At 32.7% G+C, this 18,242-nt stretch carries 22 protein-coding genes; 17 read left to right on the forward strand and 5 right to left on the reverse strand.

Annotated elements, in window-relative coordinates:
- The first annotated feature begins 95 nt into the window (after positions 1 to 95).
- From KHA98_RS03170 to KHA98_RS03205, 8 genes are all read left to right on the forward strand, one after another.
- Positions 96 to 1,763, forward strand: a complete 1,668-nt coding sequence (locus KHA98_RS03170; RefSeq protein WP_213255183.1) for an alpha-amylase family glycosyl hydrolase — start codon at positions 96 to 98, stop codon at positions 1,761 to 1,763.
- 205 nt (positions 1,764 to 1,968) lie between these two features.
- Positions 1,969 to 2,646, forward strand: a complete 678-nt coding sequence (locus tag KHA98_RS03175) for a glycerophosphodiester phosphodiesterase (protein ID WP_213255184.1) — start codon at positions 1,969 to 1,971, stop codon at positions 2,644 to 2,646.
- Positions 2,647 to 2,741: 95 nt separating this feature from the next.
- The gene (locus KHA98_RS03180) at positions 2,742 to 3,950 is read left to right on the forward strand and encodes a BaiN/RdsA family NAD(P)/FAD-dependent oxidoreductase (protein WP_213255186.1); all 1,209 of its coding nucleotides are present in this window, start codon (positions 2,742 to 2,744) and stop codon (positions 3,948 to 3,950) included.
- A 5-nt stretch (positions 3,951 to 3,955) separates the two neighbouring features.
- Entirely contained in the window at positions 3,956 to 4,603 is a 648-nt protein-coding gene (locus KHA98_RS03185; RefSeq protein ID WP_213255187.1) for an HAD family hydrolase, read from the forward strand.
- Positions 4,604 to 4,605: 2 nt separating this feature from the next.
- Entirely contained in the window at positions 4,606 to 5,178 is a 573-nt protein-coding gene (locus KHA98_RS03190; protein WP_213255189.1) for a Crp/Fnr family transcriptional regulator, read from the forward strand.
- A gap of 60 nt (positions 5,179 to 5,238) precedes the next feature.
- Positions 5,239 to 5,904 (forward strand): MBL fold metallo-hydrolase, encoded by a 666-nt coding sequence (locus KHA98_RS03195; protein WP_213255191.1) that lies wholly within the window; start codon positions 5,239 to 5,241, stop codon positions 5,902 to 5,904.
- Positions 5,905 to 5,986: 82 nt separating this feature from the next.
- Positions 5,987 to 6,724: a hypothetical protein gene (locus KHA98_RS03200; protein ID WP_213255194.1), complete on the forward strand. Its 738-nt coding sequence runs from the start codon at positions 5,987 to 5,989 to the stop codon at positions 6,722 to 6,724.
- Positions 6,725 to 6,730: 6 nt separating this feature from the next.
- Positions 6,731 to 7,435 (forward strand): hypothetical protein, encoded by a 705-nt coding sequence (locus KHA98_RS03205; RefSeq protein ID WP_213255196.1) that lies wholly within the window; start codon positions 6,731 to 6,733, stop codon positions 7,433 to 7,435.
- 40 nt (positions 7,436 to 7,475) lie between these two features.
- On the opposite strand, the gene KHA98_RS03210 is transcribed toward KHA98_RS03205, so the two are convergent.
- Entirely contained in the window at positions 7,476 to 7,952 is a 477-nt protein-coding gene (locus tag KHA98_RS03210) for a TspO/MBR family protein (protein ID WP_213255199.1), read from the reverse strand.
- Between the two features lie 164 nt (positions 7,953 to 8,116).
- Between KHA98_RS03210 and KHA98_RS03215 the strand changes: the two genes are divergently transcribed.
- From KHA98_RS03215 to KHA98_RS03245, 7 genes are all read left to right on the forward strand, one after another.
- Positions 8,117 to 9,199 (forward strand): diphosphomevalonate/mevalonate 3,5-bisphosphate decarboxylase family protein, encoded by a 1,083-nt coding sequence (locus KHA98_RS03215; protein ID WP_213255202.1) that lies wholly within the window; start codon positions 8,117 to 8,119, stop codon positions 9,197 to 9,199.
- 30 nt (positions 9,200 to 9,229) lie between these two features.
- Positions 9,230 to 9,448: a hypothetical protein gene (locus KHA98_RS03220; RefSeq protein WP_213255205.1), complete on the forward strand. Its 219-nt coding sequence runs from the start codon at positions 9,230 to 9,232 to the stop codon at positions 9,446 to 9,448.
- Positions 9,448 to 9,753: a type II toxin-antitoxin system RelE/ParE family toxin gene (locus KHA98_RS03225; protein ID WP_213255207.1), complete on the forward strand. Its 306-nt coding sequence runs from the start codon at positions 9,448 to 9,450 to the stop codon at positions 9,751 to 9,753. Before KHA98_RS03220 ends, KHA98_RS03225 begins: the two co-directional genes overlap by 1 nt.
- Before the next feature lie 3 nt (positions 9,754 to 9,756).
- Positions 9,757 to 10,695 carry a mevalonate kinase family protein gene (locus KHA98_RS03230; protein ID WP_213255210.1) on the forward strand — a complete coding sequence of 313 codons (939 nt, stop codon included), beginning with the start codon at positions 9,757 to 9,759 and terminating at the stop codon, positions 10,693 to 10,695.
- 73 nt (positions 10,696 to 10,768) lie between these two features.
- Complete coding sequence (locus KHA98_RS03235) at positions 10,769 to 11,359, forward strand: DUF502 domain-containing protein (RefSeq protein WP_213255213.1); 591 nt, start codon at positions 10,769 to 10,771, stop codon at positions 11,357 to 11,359.
- Positions 11,360 to 11,421: 62 nt separating this feature from the next.
- Positions 11,422 to 12,378 (forward strand): geranylgeranylglycerol-phosphate geranylgeranyltransferase, encoded by a 957-nt coding sequence (locus KHA98_RS03240; protein WP_213255215.1) that lies wholly within the window; start codon positions 11,422 to 11,424, stop codon positions 12,376 to 12,378.
- Between the two features lie 324 nt (positions 12,379 to 12,702).
- Positions 12,703 to 13,611 carry a pseudouridine synthase gene (locus KHA98_RS03245; protein WP_213255217.1) on the forward strand — a complete coding sequence of 303 codons (909 nt, stop codon included), beginning with the start codon at positions 12,703 to 12,705 and terminating at the stop codon, positions 13,609 to 13,611.
- Between the two features lie 67 nt (positions 13,612 to 13,678).
- On the opposite strand, the gene KHA98_RS03250 is transcribed toward KHA98_RS03245, so the two are convergent.
- Positions 13,679 to 14,281, reverse strand: coding sequence for a DUF937 domain-containing protein (locus KHA98_RS03250; RefSeq protein WP_213255218.1), 603 nt, complete (start codon positions 14,279 to 14,281; stop codon positions 13,679 to 13,681).
- 280 nt (positions 14,282 to 14,561) lie between these two features.
- On the reverse strand, positions 14,562 to 15,062 hold the full coding sequence (locus KHA98_RS03255; RefSeq protein WP_213255220.1) for a DUF456 domain-containing protein: 501 nt from the start codon (positions 15,060 to 15,062) through the stop codon (positions 14,562 to 14,564).
- A gap of 42 nt (positions 15,063 to 15,104) precedes the next feature.
- Between KHA98_RS03255 and KHA98_RS03260 the strand changes: the two genes are divergently transcribed.
- Together KHA98_RS03260 and KHA98_RS03265 are read left to right on the forward strand one after the other, a co-directional pair.
- A complete protein-coding gene (locus tag KHA98_RS03260; protein WP_213255223.1) occupies positions 15,105 to 15,479 on the forward strand; it encodes a hypothetical protein in 375 nt (124 codons plus the stop codon).
- Between the two features lie 49 nt (positions 15,480 to 15,528).
- Positions 15,529 to 16,008, forward strand: a complete 480-nt coding sequence (locus KHA98_RS03265; RefSeq protein WP_213255225.1) for a hypothetical protein — start codon at positions 15,529 to 15,531, stop codon at positions 16,006 to 16,008.
- A gap of 52 nt (positions 16,009 to 16,060) precedes the next feature.
- Here the strand turns inward: KHA98_RS03265 and KHA98_RS03270 are convergent, their stop codons facing one another.
- Both KHA98_RS03270 and KHA98_RS03275 read right to left on the reverse strand, forming a co-directional pair.
- Positions 16,061 to 17,164, reverse strand: a complete 1,104-nt coding sequence (locus KHA98_RS03270; RefSeq protein WP_213255228.1) for a glycosyltransferase family 2 protein — start codon at positions 17,162 to 17,164, stop codon at positions 16,061 to 16,063.
- Positions 17,161 to 18,105 carry a lysylphosphatidylglycerol synthase domain-containing protein gene (locus KHA98_RS03275; RefSeq protein WP_213255230.1) on the reverse strand — a complete coding sequence of 315 codons (945 nt, stop codon included), beginning with the start codon at positions 18,103 to 18,105 and terminating at the stop codon, positions 17,161 to 17,163. The genes KHA98_RS03270 and KHA98_RS03275 overlap by 4 nt, the downstream gene beginning before the upstream one ends.
- Positions 18,106 to 18,242: the final 137 nt, after the last annotated feature.

Below are 18,242 nucleotides of genomic sequence, written 5' to 3' on the forward strand. Positions count from 1 at the left end.
TGCAATTCGTGGCAAACGAAAAAAAATCCTTTTAAATCCTTTAATCTGTGGCTATTTTTTTTCAACATCATTCATGTCTAAAAAAAACCTAAATAATGAAAAAATACACTTTCCTTTTTTTATCTTTAGTATTCATAATTACGGGTTGTTCTGGCTCAAAATCAGTTACAATGAATAACGACAATACTTCAAAAACACCTTTCGTTTGGGAAGGAGCAAATGTTTATTTTTTACTTACAGACCGTTTTTACAACGGCGACAAATCAAACGACTTAAATTTTAACCGAACCAAAACTCCCGGAAAACTACGCGGATTTGAAGGCGGAGACATTATTGGAATAACCAAAAAAATCGAATCAGGTTATTTTGAAAAATTAGGAATCAATGCCATTTGGCTTACACCGATTGTAGAGCAAATTCACGACGGTGTTGATGAAGGAACCGGATTGAGTTACGGCTTTCACGGTTATTGGGCAAGAGACTGGACGGCTCTTGATCCTAACTTCGGAACGAAAGAAGATTTAGCTAAAATGGTAAAAAAAGCACACGAAAAAGGCATCAGAATAATTTTAGATGGTGTAATCAACCACACAGGTCCAGTAACTCCAGAAGATCCTGTTTGGCCTTCTGACTGGGTAAGAACCGGCGTTGTTTGCGATTACAAATCGTTTGATAATACCACGATGTGCACTTTAGTTGATAATCTTCCGGATGTTAAAACCGAGAGCACACAAAATGTAGAATTACCACCTTTCTTAGTTGAAAAATGGAAAAAAGAAGATCGTTACGAAAAAGAAATTGCTTCTCTGGATGAATTCTTTAAAAGAACGGGGTATCCAAGAAGTCCAAAATATTACATTATTAAATGGCTTACTGATTATATCGTTGAATTTGGAGTTGATGGATACAGAGGTGATACTGTAAAACATACCGATGAAAAAGTTTGGGCCGATTTCAAAAAAGAATGCGATTATGCATTTGAAACCTGGAAAAAACATCATCCCCTTGAAGTATTAGATCAAAATTCGTTTTACACCATTGCCGAAGTTTATGGTTACGGAATCAGTGGCGGACAAGATTACGATTTTGGAGACAAAAAAGTCAATTATTTTCAGAACGGTTTCAACAGCATGATTAATTTTGAATTTAAATGGAATGCTGGACAAAGCGATTATGAAGCCCTGTTTTCAAAATATTCGAATCATTTAAATAATGACTTAAAAGGCTATTCTGTTCTCAATTATGTTTCTTCTCATGACGACGGGCAGCCTTTTGATGCGAATCGTGTAAAAGGTTTTGAGGCAGGAACAAAGCTTTTGCTTTCATCTGGAATGTCACAAGTGTATTATGGAGACGAATCGAATCGCTCTTTGGTTATTGAAGGAACGCAAGGCGATGCAACCTTACGTTCTAATATGAATTGGGATGATATTCAGAACAATCCCGACACACAAAGAATGCTTTCACACTGGCAAAAATTAGGGCAATTTAGACGAAATCATCCTGCGGTCGGCGCGGGAGTTCATACGCAATTAAGCAGTCAGCCTTATTTATTTTCACGAACATATTCTAAGGGATCATTTTCAGATAAAGTCTTAATTGGTTTAGATTTACCTGAAGGCCATAAGGAACTTTCTGTGTATTCTCTTTTCGAAAACGGAACTAAATTACGTGACGGTTTTTCTAATCAGGAAACTAAAGTTGTTGACGGAAAAATAATTATTGACAGCGAATTCGGAATTGTCTTATTAGAAAAGATTTAAAGTTTTTTCTCTCGCAGATTTGGCAGATTAAGCAGATAATTTTAGAAAAAAATCTGTGAAATCTGCAAAATCTGCGAGAGATTTTTTTAGCCACAAATTCACGAATTTTTATTCTCATAGATTGTAAAAAATAAATTCGTGAATTCGTGGCTATTTATTCTAATAAATCTTTGCGACCTTTGCCGTTAGAAAAAAAACGCAGCAAATGCTAAAAATAGCTCATAGAGGTGCAAAAGCATACGAACCTGAAAATACACTTCAAGCTTTTCAAAAAGCCTTAGATTTACATTCGGACGGAATTGAACTCGACGTTCATTTAAGCGCTGACGGACATATCATCGTAATGCACGACGAAACCATCGATAAAATGACCAACGGAAAAGGTGAAATCAATACTTACACTTTAGCCGAACTAAAGTCATTCTTAATTGCTGGCAAACATCAAATTCCCACTCTAAACGAAGTTTTTGATTTAGTCGATAAAAAATGCTTCATCAACGTGGAGTTAAAAAATGCGGATACTTCAAAAAATGTAGTTTCATTAATTGAAGAATACATCAATGAAAAAGGCTGGAAATATGAGCATTTTATCATTTCGAGTTTCGACTGGAATGCTTTAACAGCAGTTCAAAAACTAAATCCAAATATTCCGATTGGTGTTTTAACAGAAGAAGATATTGATACAGCCTTGGCTTTCGCCGAATCGATAAAAGCAAAAGCAATTCATCCTGATTTTCAGTTATTGAATAAAGAAAATGTGCAGCAAATTCAGGAAAAAGGATTTTTAGTTTTCCCTTGGACAGTAAACTCAGAAGAAGACATTCAGAAAGTAAAAAGTTATAAAGTAAACGGAATTATCTCTGATAATCCAGACAAAATATAAAATCGGTCACGAGAAACTTTGACAAAGTTGTTCAGAGTTCAATAAAAAATAATTCGTGAATTCGTGGCGAAAACCCTCGTGACAACCAAAAAAATATGATTAAAAATTTCGACATAATAATCGTTGGCGGAGGCGCTGCGGGATTCTTTACAGCAATTAATATTGCTGAGAAAAACCCGAAACTGAAAATCGCTATTTTAGAAAGAGGAAAAGAAGTGCTTTCTAAAGTCCGCGTTTCTGGTGGCGGACGATGTAACGTGACACACGCTTGTTTTGAACCCAATGAATTAGTGAAATTTTATCCTCGTGGAGAAAAAGAACTTCGCGGGCCATTTCACCAATTCTGTTCGGGAGATACCATCGAATGGTTTGAAAAACACGGCGTCGAATTAAAAATCGAAGAAGACGGACGAATGTTTCCAGTTTCCAATTCGTCGCAAACTATTATTGACTGCTTTTTAAAAGCAACCGAAAAATTAGGCATAAAAGTATTGACAGGTCAAAGCGTTCAGTCGATTTTTAAAAAAGAAAATCACTGGAAAATTGATACACAATCTGATAATTTCGCCACAGAAAAATTAGTAATGGCAACGGGAAGCAACCCAAAAATCTGGGAAATGCTTCAGGAACACGGTCACGCAGTTGTAAGTCCAGTTCCTTCCCTATTTACATTCAATATTAAAGATTCGCGAATCAAAGAATTGCCTGGCGTTGCGGCACAAGTAACGGTAAACGTAAAAGATACTAAACTAGAATCTACAGGCCCTTTGTTAATCACACACTGGGGAATGAGCGGACCGGCAATTTTGAAACTTTCGGCTTGGGGAGCGCGCATTCTTCATGACAAAAATTATCAGTTTACCATTTTTGTAAATTGGTTAAATGACGTCGATTTTGAAGATGCCGAAAAAATTCTAAAAGACTTAAAACAAGAACACGCTAAAAAAGCGGTTTCTAAAAAATCCCCTTTTGATTTTCCGAATCGTTTGTGGGAAAGTCTGGTTTTGGCTTCGGGAATTGAAGCAGAAACGAAATGGGCAGATTTATCTAAAAATCAATTACAGAACCTAACTTCACAATTAACAAAAGCTGAATTTAAAGTCAACGGAAAAAGCACTTTTAAAGAAGAATTTGTAACGGCTGGCGGAATCGATCTAAAGGAAATCAACTTTAAAACCATGCAAAGCAAAATTCATGAAAACCTTTATTTTGCAGGAGAAATTGTCAATATCGATGCCATTACCGGAGGGTTTAATTTTCAGAACGCCTGGACAAGCGGGTTTATTCTGGCTCAAAATATTTAATTAGAATGAAATTTAAAGGAATTATTTTCGATTTAGACGGCACATTAGTCAATTCATTAGAAGACATTTCAGATGCAATGAATAAAGTGCTTGAAAGTCTAAATTTCCCAACGCATACTTACGATACGTATCAATATTTTATTGGAAGCGGTTTACGAAATTTGGTTAGCAAGGCACTTCCTGCAACTAATAATTCAGACGAACAAATCGATATTTGCTTTGAATGTATGATTAACGAATACCGCGAAATGTGTACGTTAAAAACAAAACCTTATGATGGAATTGTTGAATTGTTAGAAAAACTTACTTCGCAAAACATCAAAATGGCGGTTTTCTCGAACAAAGCAGATGAATTGACGAAGAAAATAGCATCTGAAATATTTCCGAATCATTTTGATGCAGCGGTTGGCTTAAGTACAGAAGCACTTAAAAAACCAAATCCGTTTGAGGCTTTAGAAATTGGTAAAAAATGGAATTTAAAACCCGAAGAAATCCTTTTTGTTGGCGATTCTGATATTGATATGCAAACGGCCGTAAACGCCAATATGTTTCCTGTTGGTGTGACTTGGGGTTATAGAACTGAAGAAGAATTGAAAAACAGCGGTGCAAAACTGGTTGTGAATACAGCTTCAGAATTAATTGAAATTTTATAGAAATGCATTCTTCATTACAAAAACAAATCACAGCAATTGCCTCTTTTTCTGAAAATGAAATTGAGACAATCGCTTCTTGTTTTGAATATGAAAAATTTAATGCAAAAGAATATCTTTCGGAAATGGGAAAAATCAGCAACAAGATCTTTTTCATTTTAAACGGATTAGCGAGGGTTTATTACTTAAAAGATGGAAAAGAAATTACTACTTATTTAAGCTGTGATGATGGTTTTATTGCTTCTTATTCCAGTTTTATCAATCAAACGCTTTCTTTTGAGAATATTCAATGTATTGAAGATTGCGAAGTGCTTTCGATTACTTTCGAAAAAATGCAATTTCTCTATAACGAAATTCCAAATTGGGATCGTGTTGGGAGAATTCTGGCCGAGCAAAATTACCTCTGTATGGCAGACCGCGTTTTAAAACTGCAAATGATTCCTGCTAAAGAAAAATACCAGACTTTTTTAACTTCGGCTCCAGCCAAAATAATTCAGCGAACGCCTTTAATTTATATCGCTTCTTTTCTTGGAATTACTCCAGAATCACTGAGCAGAATTCGTCAGGACATTTCTTAACATTTATCAAGTGGATTGAAAAACCGAATTCGAATCTTTGTCAAAATAAAATTTGAAAAGATGAAGAATATTGCCAAAGACGTTTACCAAATCCCTTTATTTCCTAGAAACGCTATAAACTGTTATTTGATTGAAGATGTTTTAATTGATGCTGGAATTAGAACTTCTGCCAATAAAATATTTAAAGCAATTAAGGACAAAAATGTTACCCAACACGCACTAACGCACGCTCATGCCGATCATCAGGGAAGCAGCAAAGCAATCTGCGAAACCCTGAATATTCCGCTTTTATGCAGTGAACTTGATAAAGAATTTGCTGAAAACGGAAATGTAACTACAGAATATCCAAATCCGAATCATCTTATTTCGAAATTTCAGAAGAATTTCTGGGCAGGAAAAGGACATTCTGTTTCTAAAACGCTAAAAGAAGGAGATCAAATCGGGGGATTTACGGTTATTGAAACTCCTGGACACTCAAAAGGTCATTTGTCTTTTTTCAGAGAGAAAGACGGTGTTTTAATTGTTGGCGATGTAATGACAAATATGAATTTGTTAACTACAAAAGTTGGTCTGCACGAGCCTCCAAATTTATTTACTTCTGATAGAGAAATGAACAGAAAATCGATTTTGAAATTAGCATTATTACAACCCAAAATTTTGTGTTTTGGCCACGGCCCGGTTTTATTTAATAATGGTGAATTGGAGAAATTCAAAAACTTGCTTTAATTTAATTAACAAGAATTTACAGATTCCGTAAGTTTTCATTAAGACTATTCTAATAATTTTACTCTCACCAAAATACCACTAAATGAGAGTAAAATTACTTACTACAATTTCTTTTTTCACTTATCAAATTGGCGTTTCTCAAACCGAAAAAGTTTTAAACGGAAAAGTTCTTTCCCAGAATACAACACTTTACAAAGTGGAAGTGATAAACAAGACTTCCAAAACCAGCACGAGAACAAATGAGCTTGGAGAATTTTCAATTTTAGCAAAAGAGAATGACAGTTTATTGTTTTTTTCAAAGAATTACTTCTTTACAAGATTGAAAGTAACTTTGAAAGATCTGGAAAAAAACGATCTAATTATTGAAATGACTCCAAAAGCCGAAGAATTGGAGAATGTTACAGTTGGTAGATCTGTTTTTAATAAAGCGGAAATTAAAAATATCGTCAATAATAAAGAAGAAATAAATAAGATTATAATTCGCAAACAATTTGACGAAGTAACTTCTAAGGTAACGGTTTATGACGGTAAAATTAAAAATGCCATAAATTTCAGTTACCCCATTTTCGATAAACCGAAGAAAAAAATTGAGCCTCGCGACGATCGTTTTAAGAAACTCGTCCAAGCTTCTTGTCCTCCCGACTTTTTCATCAAAAATTTAAAAATAAATTCCGAAGAAAAGGAACTTTTTATAAAATTCTGCAATGCCGATCCAAAATCTAAAACTCTTTTAGAGAAATCAAATGTTTTAGAATTGATGGACTTTCTATATGCTAAAAATGAAGAGTTTAAAAAACTGAAAACCGAAATTAAAAACTAAAGCTTGATGAAAGTAAAACTACTTACTACAATTTCTTTTTTCACTTATCAGATTAGCGTTTCTCAAAACGGAAAAGTCTTAAACGGAAAAGTTCTTTCGCAGAATACACCTCTTAGCCAAGTGGAAGTAATTAATAAGACCGCAAAAATCAGCATTACAACAAATGAATTGGGAGAATTTTCAATTTTGGTAAAAGCGCAGGACAGTCTTATTTTTTTCTATAAAGATTCTTTTTTCTCAAGGATGAAAATTTCTCAGGAAAATATTAACCACAATAATATGATCGTGGAAAAGGTTCTGAAACCTGAAGAATTGAAAGAAGTTGTAATAAATAATGTCAAATTTGATAAAGTTAAGGTTGAGGCTGATGCTGTTGCAGATGTTTTAATCAGCAAAAATGCCAAAGATTTATTCTGGAATACAGGAGTTAGTGATAATTCAATTAGAGAAGCTCTTCGAGTTTCAGTCCCTTTAAAAGGTAAGCCAAAGAAAACAATTGAAGTTGATGATCGCTTTAAAAAACTCGCTGTTTCTTATTGCTCACCAACTTTTTTTACCGAAAATTTAAAAATAAAACCGGAAGAAAAAGAGCTTTTTATTGATTTTTGCGACACAGATCCCAAATCGAAAACGCTTCTGGAAAACCCAAATGTTCTAATTATAATGGATTTTTTGTATGCTAAAAATGAAGAGTTTAAGAAGCTTAAGTAGTTTTTTTTAACTTGAAACAAAAAAAAACTCAAACTTGAAACTATTTATTAAGCCACCAAATACTGGCGTTTAAAACTGCAGCAAAAGCAACCCAAGCCATATAAGGAATCAATAAATAACCCGAAATTTTATTGATTTTAACAAACTTCAAATACGTTTCATAAATCATCAGCCATAAAAGAGCAATTTCAATCAGAGCCAATAGCGGATTTTTTAATCCGAAGAATAAATAAGACCAAATCGCATTAAGCGTTAATTGAATTAAAAAGAATGCCAAAGCCTTTTTGACTTCTTCATTTTGTTCTTTGATTTTATCCCATACTAATCCCGCTGCAACAGCCATAAAAATGTAAAGTATGGTCCAAACCGGCATAAAAATCCAATTTGGCGGATTAAAAAATGGTTTTACAATTGTTGGATACCAGCTTTCTACACTTGGCCTTGTTACTGTACTTGCAGAATATCCTACTGCTAAACAAACCATTAATGCTATTACGATCTTGACGAACTTATTCATTTTTATTCAATTTTGAATTCAAAAATAGTCAAAAGATATTTGAAACCATATAAGTTATATAAGATCATTTAAGCAGCATACGCTTATAATTTCTTATATAACTTATATGGTGAAAAAATTATCCTTTATGCTGAAAAAGCTATCTTTGCCAAAATTTATATTTCATGTTTACAGCAGCTGATTTTATTCCAAATACATATACTTCGACGATCGAAAACGGAAACTTTGAATGGAGTGCTCCAAGCAATATTGCATTAGTGAAATATTGGGGTAAAAAAGACAACCAGATTCCGGCAAATCCTTCGGTAAGTTTTACTTTAAATAATTGTAAAACGATTACAAAATTAGGTTTCGAAAAAAGAACTAACCAAAATAGTTTTTCTTTTGATTTACTTTTTGAAGGAAAACCAAAAGAAGATTTTAAACCAAAAATTCAGAAGTTTTTAGAAAGAATTGAAGTTTATCTGCCGTTTTTGAAAGACTATCATTTTACTATAGATACTCAAAATACTTTTCCTCACAGTTCAGGAATTGCATCTTCGGCTTCTGGAATGGCGGCTTTGGCAATGAATTTTATGAGTTTAGAGAAAAAGCTGAATCCTGAAATGACAGATGACTATTTCTATCAAAAAGCATCACTTTTGGCTCGTTTAGGTTCTGGAAGTGCTTGCCGAAGCGTAAAAGGAAATGTTGTAGTTTGGGGAAATCAGTCAAATATTGAAGGAAGTACTGATTTATTTGGAGTTGAATTTCCGTACACTATTCACGAAAACTTCAAAAATTATCAGGATACAATTTTATTGGTTGATAAAGGCGAAAAACAAGTTTCGAGTACTGTTGGACACGATTTAATGCACAATCATCCTTATGCAGAAAGACGTTTTGCTCAGGCACATGAAAATTTAGACCTTTTAATCAAAATTTTTGAAAGTGGAAATCTAGATGAATTCATCAAAGTTGTAGAAAGTGAGGCCTTGACTTTACATGCCATGATGATGACCTCGATGCCCTATTATATTTTAATGAAACCTAATACGCTGCAAATCATTAATGCGATTTGGAAATTCAGAAATGAAACTCAAATTCCGGTATGTTTTACGCTTGATGCAGGAGCAAATGTACACGTATTATATCCTGAAAATGTTAAAGAAAAAGTATTACAATTTATTCAGGACGAATTAGTTGTATTTTGTCAGAATCGTCAGTACATTTGCGACAAAATTGGAAGTGGCGCAATTGCATTGTAATTTTGCGTATCTTTAATTAAATTTTTGGTTATGGACATTCAATTAGAAAAACTAGAATTAATAAAATTGTTAGCTGACACAGAGAATCCAACTATCTTAAAATCTATTCGAAAAATTTTCAAAAAAGAACAGAAAGATTGGTGGGATGATTTGACTGATGTACAGAAAGAAGAAATTGAAGAAGGGGAAAGACAAATTGAACGTGGTGAATTTGTTTTGTATGAAGATATGATGAAAAAATATCGTTAATGAAAAGAACAATAATCTTTTCAAAAAACGCGGAGAAAAGTTTATTTGAATTATTTGAGTACCTAGAACTAAAATGGTCGCAGAAAGTAAAAAATAAATTCATATCAAATCTAGACAAAGTTATTTATCTAATACAAATAGAGCCTGAAATTTTCCCTAAATCAGAATTAAATAGTAAGTATCGCAAGTGTGTCTTGTCAAAACAAACAATAATTTATTATAAATTCAACTCAAAAAGAGTTGAGATAATTGCTTTTTTTGACACTAGACAAGACCCAATTAAAATAAAGAAAGACATAAAATAAATCATGAAAGGACCCCTATTTTACTCAAAAATATTACTCTTTGGAGAATACGGAATTATCCGTGACTCTAAAGGACTTTCTATCCCTTATAATTTTTACAACGGTGCATTAAAGAAATCTGAAGAGCCAACGGCTGAAGCAATTTCTTCGAACAAAAGTTTAAGAAGTTTTGCTGCTTATCTTGAAGTTCTTAATGTACAACAACCGGAATTGGTTACTTTTGATTTGAACACACTTAAAAATGATGTTGAAACCGGAATGTACTTTGATTCCAGTATCCCACAAGGATATGGTGTTGGAAGCAGTGGCGCACTTGTAGCAGCTATTTATGATAAATATGCAATTAACAAAATCACTGTTTTAGAGAATTTAACCCGCGAAAAACTTTTACAACTAAAAAATATATTTTCTCAAATGGAAAGCTTTTTCCATGGGAAAAGTTCTGGTTTAGATCCGTTGAACAGTTATTTGAGCATTCCGATTTTAATTAATTCGAAAGATAATATTGAAGCAACCGGAATCCCTACTCAAAGCTTTGACGGAAAAGGTGCTGTGTTTTTATTAGACTCAGGAATTGTTGGTGAAACGGCTCCTATGGTTAATATTTTTATGGAAAACCTAAAAGACAAAGGTTTCCGTACGATGCTTAAAAATCAGTTTGTAAAATATACAGATGCCTGTGTAGAAAACTTTTTACATGGCGATATGAAATCGTTGTTTACCAATACCAAAAAGCTTTCTAAAGTTGTTTTAAACAACTTTAAACCAATGATTCCGGAACAATTTCATGGAATCTGGCAAAACGGAATCGATACAAATGATTATTATTTAAAACTTTGTGGTTCTGGCGGAGGTGGTTACATCCTTGGTTTTACGGAAGATTTAGAACGCGCAAAAGCATCTTTGAAAGACTATAAATTAGAAGTAGTTTATCAGTTTTAATTAAAAAAAATTAACGAATTGTAGTTATTTGAATATGCTTTCCTGAAATATTAATCCTAAAAAGTTATAGAATATGAAAAGCATTTTAAAGATTATCAAGGTGACTTTTTTAGGAGGAATTGTTTTTTTAGCGCCTTTAATTTTACTGGTGGTTCTTTTAGAAAAAGGATATAATATTATTCAGAAAATCACGGTTCCAATTGTCAACTCGCTCCCAAAAGTAAAAATTATGGGATTTGCGATTCAGGAAGTTGTTGCTATAACCATTATTGTACTTATTTGCTTAATCGCTGGTTTACTAGCCAAAACTGCAAATGCAAAAAAAATTATACAGCGATTAGAAGATGGCGTTTTGAGCTTTGTTCCTGGTTATTCTTTTATGAAAAACATGAACGAAAGTATAATGGGTTTTGAGTCTAATGAAGACTTAAAAGTGATTATGGTTCCCACAGATGCAGGATGGCAATTTGCTTTTTTAATTGAACAAATCAGCGACAATAACTTTACTGTTTTTATTCCCGATGCGCCAAATCCGTGGAGTGGATCTGTGTGTTTTGTAGAAAAAAAAGATATTAGAGAAATTGATATTACTCAGAAACAAGCTCTGGCCTGTATTAGAAAACTTGGCTATGGTTCTAAAGAATTGTTAAAAAATAAACTCTAAACTTTCTATTCAAAAAATATATTTTTAACTTCCCTCAATCTAATCTATCACACTTTTAATTTATGTTAAGCAGACAGCACAAACTTTTAATAATGAAAATTGTTAGTCTGTTTTCCGTAGTTAGAGGTTACAATATTCCAATTATAGTTTTAGCGCAATATTTATCGGCAATATTTATACTTGCGCCAGAAATTAGAGCTTTGGATATCTTGCTTGATTTTTATTTGTTCTTAATTGTTTTTGCTTCGGCTATTACAATTGCTTCGGGATATATAATCAATAATTTTTATGACAGCCAGAAAGATTTAATTAACAGACCCAACAAATCGATGCTGGATCGTTTGGTTAGCCAAAAAACAAAGCTGACAGTTTATTTCAGTTTGAATTTTCTTGCTGTATTAATGGCTTCAATAGTTTCCTGGCGTGCCTTTTTATTCTTTTCTGTTTATATTTTCCTAATCTGGTTTTATTCTCATAAAATAAAAAAATATCCAATTATAGGAAATCTAATGTCGGCATTGCTTGCTGTAACTCCATTTTTTGCTATATTACTTTATTTCTATAATAAAGTTTCGTTTGAAGAAATCGAAAACCATATGAGTCATTTTGTAGTGATTTCGGCACATGCTGTTTTCTTGTTTTTATTGCTTTTAATTCGGGAAATGATAAAGGATCTGGAAAATCTGAAAGGTGATTTGGCCAATGATTATCGCACGATACCTATTATATACAGTGAAAAAGTTTCTAAGCAAATTATTACTGCTTTGACTTTTTTAACAGTATTTCCGGTTTACGTTCTGGTTAATGTTTATGATGTTGGCTATATGGATATTTACTTTTATATCTGTTTTGCTGTATTATTGTTTTTCCTGATTTATTTATGGAGATCAAATTCTAAACAACAATTTTTAGTGCTTCATAATGTCTTGAAATTTCTGATTGTGGCTGGAGTATTCTGCATTGTTCTGATTAATCCAAGTGTTTTGTGGCACGGAAAAGAATTGATTTCTAATTACTAAACTTTTTTTCTCTCGCAGATTTGGCAGATTGCGTGGATTTATTTTATCATGCAGAGATTCGCTAAGATTTTTTGTGTTGCTCTGTGTCAGCTTTGTTGTTTAAAAAAGGCCAATTCACTGAATCTAGTCCCGATTGCAGTGGAAATCCTTTTATTTTTTTCTTTAAAAAATAAAAGATTGAAACGAAAAGCGGGAAACCATGTCTCAAAAAAAGCCTTCTGTGGTGCTTCTGATCATTCCAAATTTGATTGCTATTAATCTAAGAACATAGAACTTAGGAATATTTAGCAAGAATAAACTATCTTTGCACAAATTACAGATTTTATGAACAATAAGGAAGGCAATAATAAAAGAGGCGGATCTAGACCAAATAGCTCAAGATCAAACTCTAGCAAGCCAAAACCTCCTATGGCAAAACGTGCTCAGGGGCCTAAAAAAGTGAAGCCGGAAGTTAAAGCGGCTCAGGAAGCTGCAGAGCAAAAAGTTAAGAAACAAAATCAGGCTCCAAAGAGACAAAAGGCGTCAGACGAAATTCGTCTGAACAAATACATCTCTAACTCAGGGGTTTGCTCTCGTCGCGATGCCGATATATATATTCAGTCTGGCAACGTAAAAGTTAACGGAAATGTTGTGACTGAAATGGGGTATTTGGTAAAAATTAATGATGTCGTAAACTTTGACGGCGTTACCCTTACTCCGGAAAAGAAAGAATATATTTTATTGAATAAGCCTAAAAACTTTACGACTGCTTTTGATGAAGGTCAGGAATATCGTAACGTTCTGGAGCTTGTTCGCGGAGCTACAAATGCTAAAATTGGAGCTATCGGAAGAATGGATAAAAACACAACTGGATTGTTGTTGTTTACAAACGATACAGATATGATTCGTAAGTTTACTTTACCGAATCAGAAATCGTCTAAAATATATCAGGTTTCTCTAGACAAAAACTTAAAATTTGAGGATTTAGAAAAAATCAGCAAAGGTTTGGTTCTTGATGGTCACCGTGTATTTGTTGAGGAAATTAGTTATATCGAGAAGGAAGCAAAAAGTGAAGTGGGTCTTAAACTTCGTTCATCAAATGTAAAAGTGGTTCGTGCTATTTTTGAACACTTTGAGTATGATGTTTTACGTATTGATCGTGTTGCCTTTGCAGGTTTAACAAAGAAAAATTTACCTAGAGGTAACTGGCGTTTCCTGACAGACCAAGAGGTTATCAATTTGAAAAACGCTTAATAAACGTTTCAAATTTAATTTAAATATTAATCCTGTTTTGCTTTTGTAAGACGGGATTTTTTTTTTTTTAGAAACTAAAAAAGTTGTGTCCGAAAAGTGTAAATATTGATCTCCCGATAGATTGGTTTTTATCTTCAACAGTTTCGTAACATGAAAATCCTAAGATAATTTTGATTCCGGGTTGAATGCTGTTTAAGATTTCTCTCTTTTGTTCTTCAAGAAGTAACTTTAAGCTATCTAATAACTGCATGTTATTTTTAAGGTAAGAGATTACTAAAAGTGCTGAGAAGTTAAGTATTTCTCTGGCGGTTTCACTTTTAATTCCGACCTCGTTTGAAATCATTTCAGAAATTCTTCCTTTCTTATTTGTGAAGATTTCTTTTAGAATTGCATTTCCTTCTATGCGGTAGCAATCGTCGACTGATAAAATTCTGCCAGAAGTAAAATCTACTTCCTGATAAAAAGTGGAATCATCTGCGATTAGGTTAGTAATTTCTTTATAAAAATCTGACTCGCTTGCTTTATTGTACAATCCCATTAAAACTGTTCCTATTGAGACGTCTATTCCTTTGATTAGTAAGGCATCATTTTCAAAATAAAACTTGTTTAACTTAGAAACGACGTTGGAAGAAATGAAACGTCTTAGTTCAATTTGTAGGTTGGGAGTCATAGTTAATTTATTTAAATTATTTAAAACCGTTCAAAATAATCGATAAAAGGGGGCTTTTTATCGTTTATCAGGATAAAAATATAAAATATTTTAACATTTCCAAAAAGTTAGTTACAAATTTACGTGTCCATTTAACAGTTATTAACAGTGAAAATCTGCCAGTACCAGCAAACATAACCGTTTCGTTATCAAATGGAAATGAAATAAATTTTCATGAAAATTTGATTATTTTTCAAAATAAACAGAAAAATAAGAAAAAAGCTCTAAAAAAATTACAGAATTAAAAGAGTATATTCCGATATTCCCACACAAGATGCAAATAAAGACCGAGAAAAATAATACAAAACATGAAGTTAATAAAACTAGAAGCCAGAAATCCTAATAATGATCCCGTTGCTGCTTTTAATGCGCGCTCATGATTTTTTGAATCGTAAATAAGTTCCCCTAAAAAGGCGCCAACAAACGGCCCTATAATAACTCCAAAAGGGATTGGCGCGAGAATACCTACTACCAAACCTATATTTGTACCCCAGACTCCATAAGAACTGCCACCAAATTTTTTGGTTCCTTTTGCAGGAATTATATAATCTAAAACCGTAATAATAATTGTAATAACAAGCGTAATACCCAAAAACCAATAATTAATTTCGACTGCTTTTGTTAAATACAACAATAACAAACCTACCCAACAACTTGATAATCCGGGTAAAACGGGAAGAAAACTACCAAAAACACCAACAACCATACAGATAAAACTGAGTATCAACAATAATGATTCCATAAAATTTTGTAATTTTACACCTACAATTTAAATAAATTAAAGATGCGTATTCTATTAAAACTAGCTCTTTTGTCCTTCTTGGTAAACATTAGTGTTTGTGCGCAAACAAAAGAAAAATCAATTGACGACAAAATATTAATTGACAGTCTATATAAAAGTAATAAGAAAAAAGTATTAAATTTTTCGATGAAAGAATTTGATGCACTTTTTTTCGAATTTTTCAATAAAAAAAATGATCCTAATATTCTTTTAACAAAAACAGAATTTTACAATTATACAGTTCAGATTGCTACATTCTCTGACCGGCTTGCTCATTTATATCCTGATCAAAAGGAAGTTGCAGCCAAAAACAAAGAAACCTGGCTTGCTGAAAACTATGAAGATTATCTGGAATACAAAGCTTCTCAAAAAAAATAATCGTACTTTTATATTTTAGAAACAGTTTATTCAATTCAACGCCAAAATCTTGAAGCAGTTTTCCTTTTTTTTAGTATTCCTCTTTTTAAATTCTTGTCAATACTTTGAGAAGCAGATTCCGTCTGAAAAAGATTTACTACAAAAAGAATTAAAATCAATTAACTGGAAAGAAGTCGATGAATACCCAACTGTCGCCAATTGCGAAGCGATAAGTGATAAAAAAGAACGTCAAAAATGTTTTTTTGATGTTATGTCTCAACTTATTCAGGAAAAACTAGATATTGATAGTTTATCCATTTTATATCCGCAGCTCGATACAATTGAAGTTAAAGTAACTGTTTTTCCAAATTCAAAAATGAAATTTGAACCTCAGTTTCCAAAAGACTCTGTTGCTTATGATACAATTAGAATTGACAGTATTCTTCGTGCTCGTTTAATCGATTTTCCAAAAGTAAATCCTGCCATAAAACGTGGAGTTCCTGTAAAAACTCAGTTTATTTTACCTGTTATTATTAAAGCAAAAGAGTAATATTTTTTAATTCCATTTCTTTCCCAGATGTTTAATTCTGAACGAATTTTATTTACTTTTTAAATTGGCGATCTTTCCATTCGTAAGAACCAAACAAACTATACAAAGCTACTGTTGAACTAAAAAAAGGATAAAGCAAACTGCTTAAAAGCAAACTTTTTATTCGGCTTTTAGTCAGGAATTGATTTGTGCTGTAAAGCAAAACAAAATCAATTAGGAATTTAGTAAAAGCAAACAAAACAAAAACCGGATAGGCAAAAATTCCGAAAAGAAGCAAGAAAAAACCAATTACAAAACTCAAATTCCCAAAGAAAACAATTAATCCTAAAAACTTACCAAAAGTGCTTCTGTAGGAACTTGTTTTTGCCGCCCATCGAACTCTCTGATAAAACAATGCTTTCCAGTTTTCGGTTGGTTTTGTATTTACGATAGTTTCTTTTGCTTTTAAATAATGAACTGCTTCAGGAAACTTTTCAATTGCTTTTTGGAGTAAAAACACATCGTCACCGCTGGCAATTTTGTCATTTCCTTCAAAACCATTCAACCTTTCAAACAATGATTTTTTGTACGCAAAATTGGCTCCGTTACACATGAAGCCTTTATTCAGTCCAAAACTTCCAATTGTGGCACCTTGCAAACTGGTCAAATCTAATTGCTGGAAATGATCTAGAAATGAATTTTCACATTCATAAGTTACTGCCCCTGCAAGCATTGAAACACTGTTCTCCTGAATGTAATTATCAAATATTAAAAGCCAGTTTTCCGGAACAATACAATCAGCATCGGTGGTAATAACCCAATCTGTTTTTACCTGATGCATAGCAGTTGTAATTGCATCTTTTTTTGGAGATTTTGAAATTCTTATATTATCAACAACGGAAACTTGGAATTTGGAATTTAAAACTTGGAATCTCTCTTTTGAACTATCATCTACAAGAATTACTTCTAATAGATCCTTTGGGTAATTTAATCTTGTAAAACTTTCTAAAAGTATGGGCAGATTTTCTTTTTCATTACGAAACGGAACTATAATGGTAAAACTCGTTTTTGGTTCTAAATCTTTTTTGTCGAATGTTTTAATTTTAAAAAAACCATAAGTAAGCAAGCCAATACAAATGGTATAAACAGCTAATATGGCAAATAATCCAAAAATCATTCTACCGTTTTGGTTTTAAAATTCAGTACAAAATAGCTTCCTAAAACTACCGGAAGAACCACATTTAAAAACCACATTAAAGTGCTGATAAAAATCACAATCCATTCGTTTACACCTAAAATTCCGAAGAAATAAATGGCTACACTTCCTTTTACTGCAAAATCTAAAAACTGAAAAGTAGGTAATGATGAAGCCAAAAAGTAAACCGATGTTATGGCCGCCATTAATGTTAAATAAGGCAAATCAACATCAAAGGCTAAAAACAAAAAGTAGTACTGATGTGAAAAAACCAAATAGCGACAAATACCTAAAAAGATGTTTTTTTGATGAACTGATTTTGGAATTTCATTGATTTTATGAATCAGTTTTTCAATGGAATATCCTTTAACTTTTATTTTTTTAATTGAAAACAAAATGATCAAAATCAGTAAAAATCCACCGAATAAAATCAAAACTGTTTTGGTGGTAATTACATTAAACTGAGCATTGAAGTATAACAACCCAAAAATTCCAAAAATAATCGTCAGAATCATCTGGATTCCGTTACAGATTAGGTTTAGGAAAACTACTTTCTTCGCTTCAGACTTTGGATAATACAACGCTTTTCCTGCGTACTCTCCTACTCCGTTTGGTGTAAAAATTCCGGCTGTCAAAGCAGCTAAAACCTGTTTTGTAGCTTCGTAACCTGAAATTCTATGAATTACCTGCGCCAGATTTTGCCATTTAAGAATCTCGAAATAACGATTCAAAACACTCAAAAGCAAGATAAATCCAATTCCTAAAACGGATTGATTTTTTTTGAACAAAACAATGAACTTCTGCCAGTCCAATTTATCGTTGTTAGCCAGCTGATTGTAAATAAAATAAAATGCGCCGCCAACAATCAAAAGTTTGGCTACAAGAACAAGGAATTGCTTAGCTTTGTGAGGAATTGAAATCATGCCGCAAAAGTAATTGAATTTGAGAATGTGGCAATTTGAAAATGAGAAAATGAATCGTTTCGGTTTTCAAAAACTTGAAACTTGACCCGAGGCTTTAGCCGAAATGGCAAAGCAAACAAAAGAACTTGAAACAAAAA

Origin of the sequence: Flavobacterium branchiicola, assembly GCF_018383905.1 — a bacterium.
GTDB classification, from domain to species: domain Bacteria; phylum Bacteroidota; class Bacteroidia; order Flavobacteriales; family Flavobacteriaceae; genus Flavobacterium; species Flavobacterium branchiicola.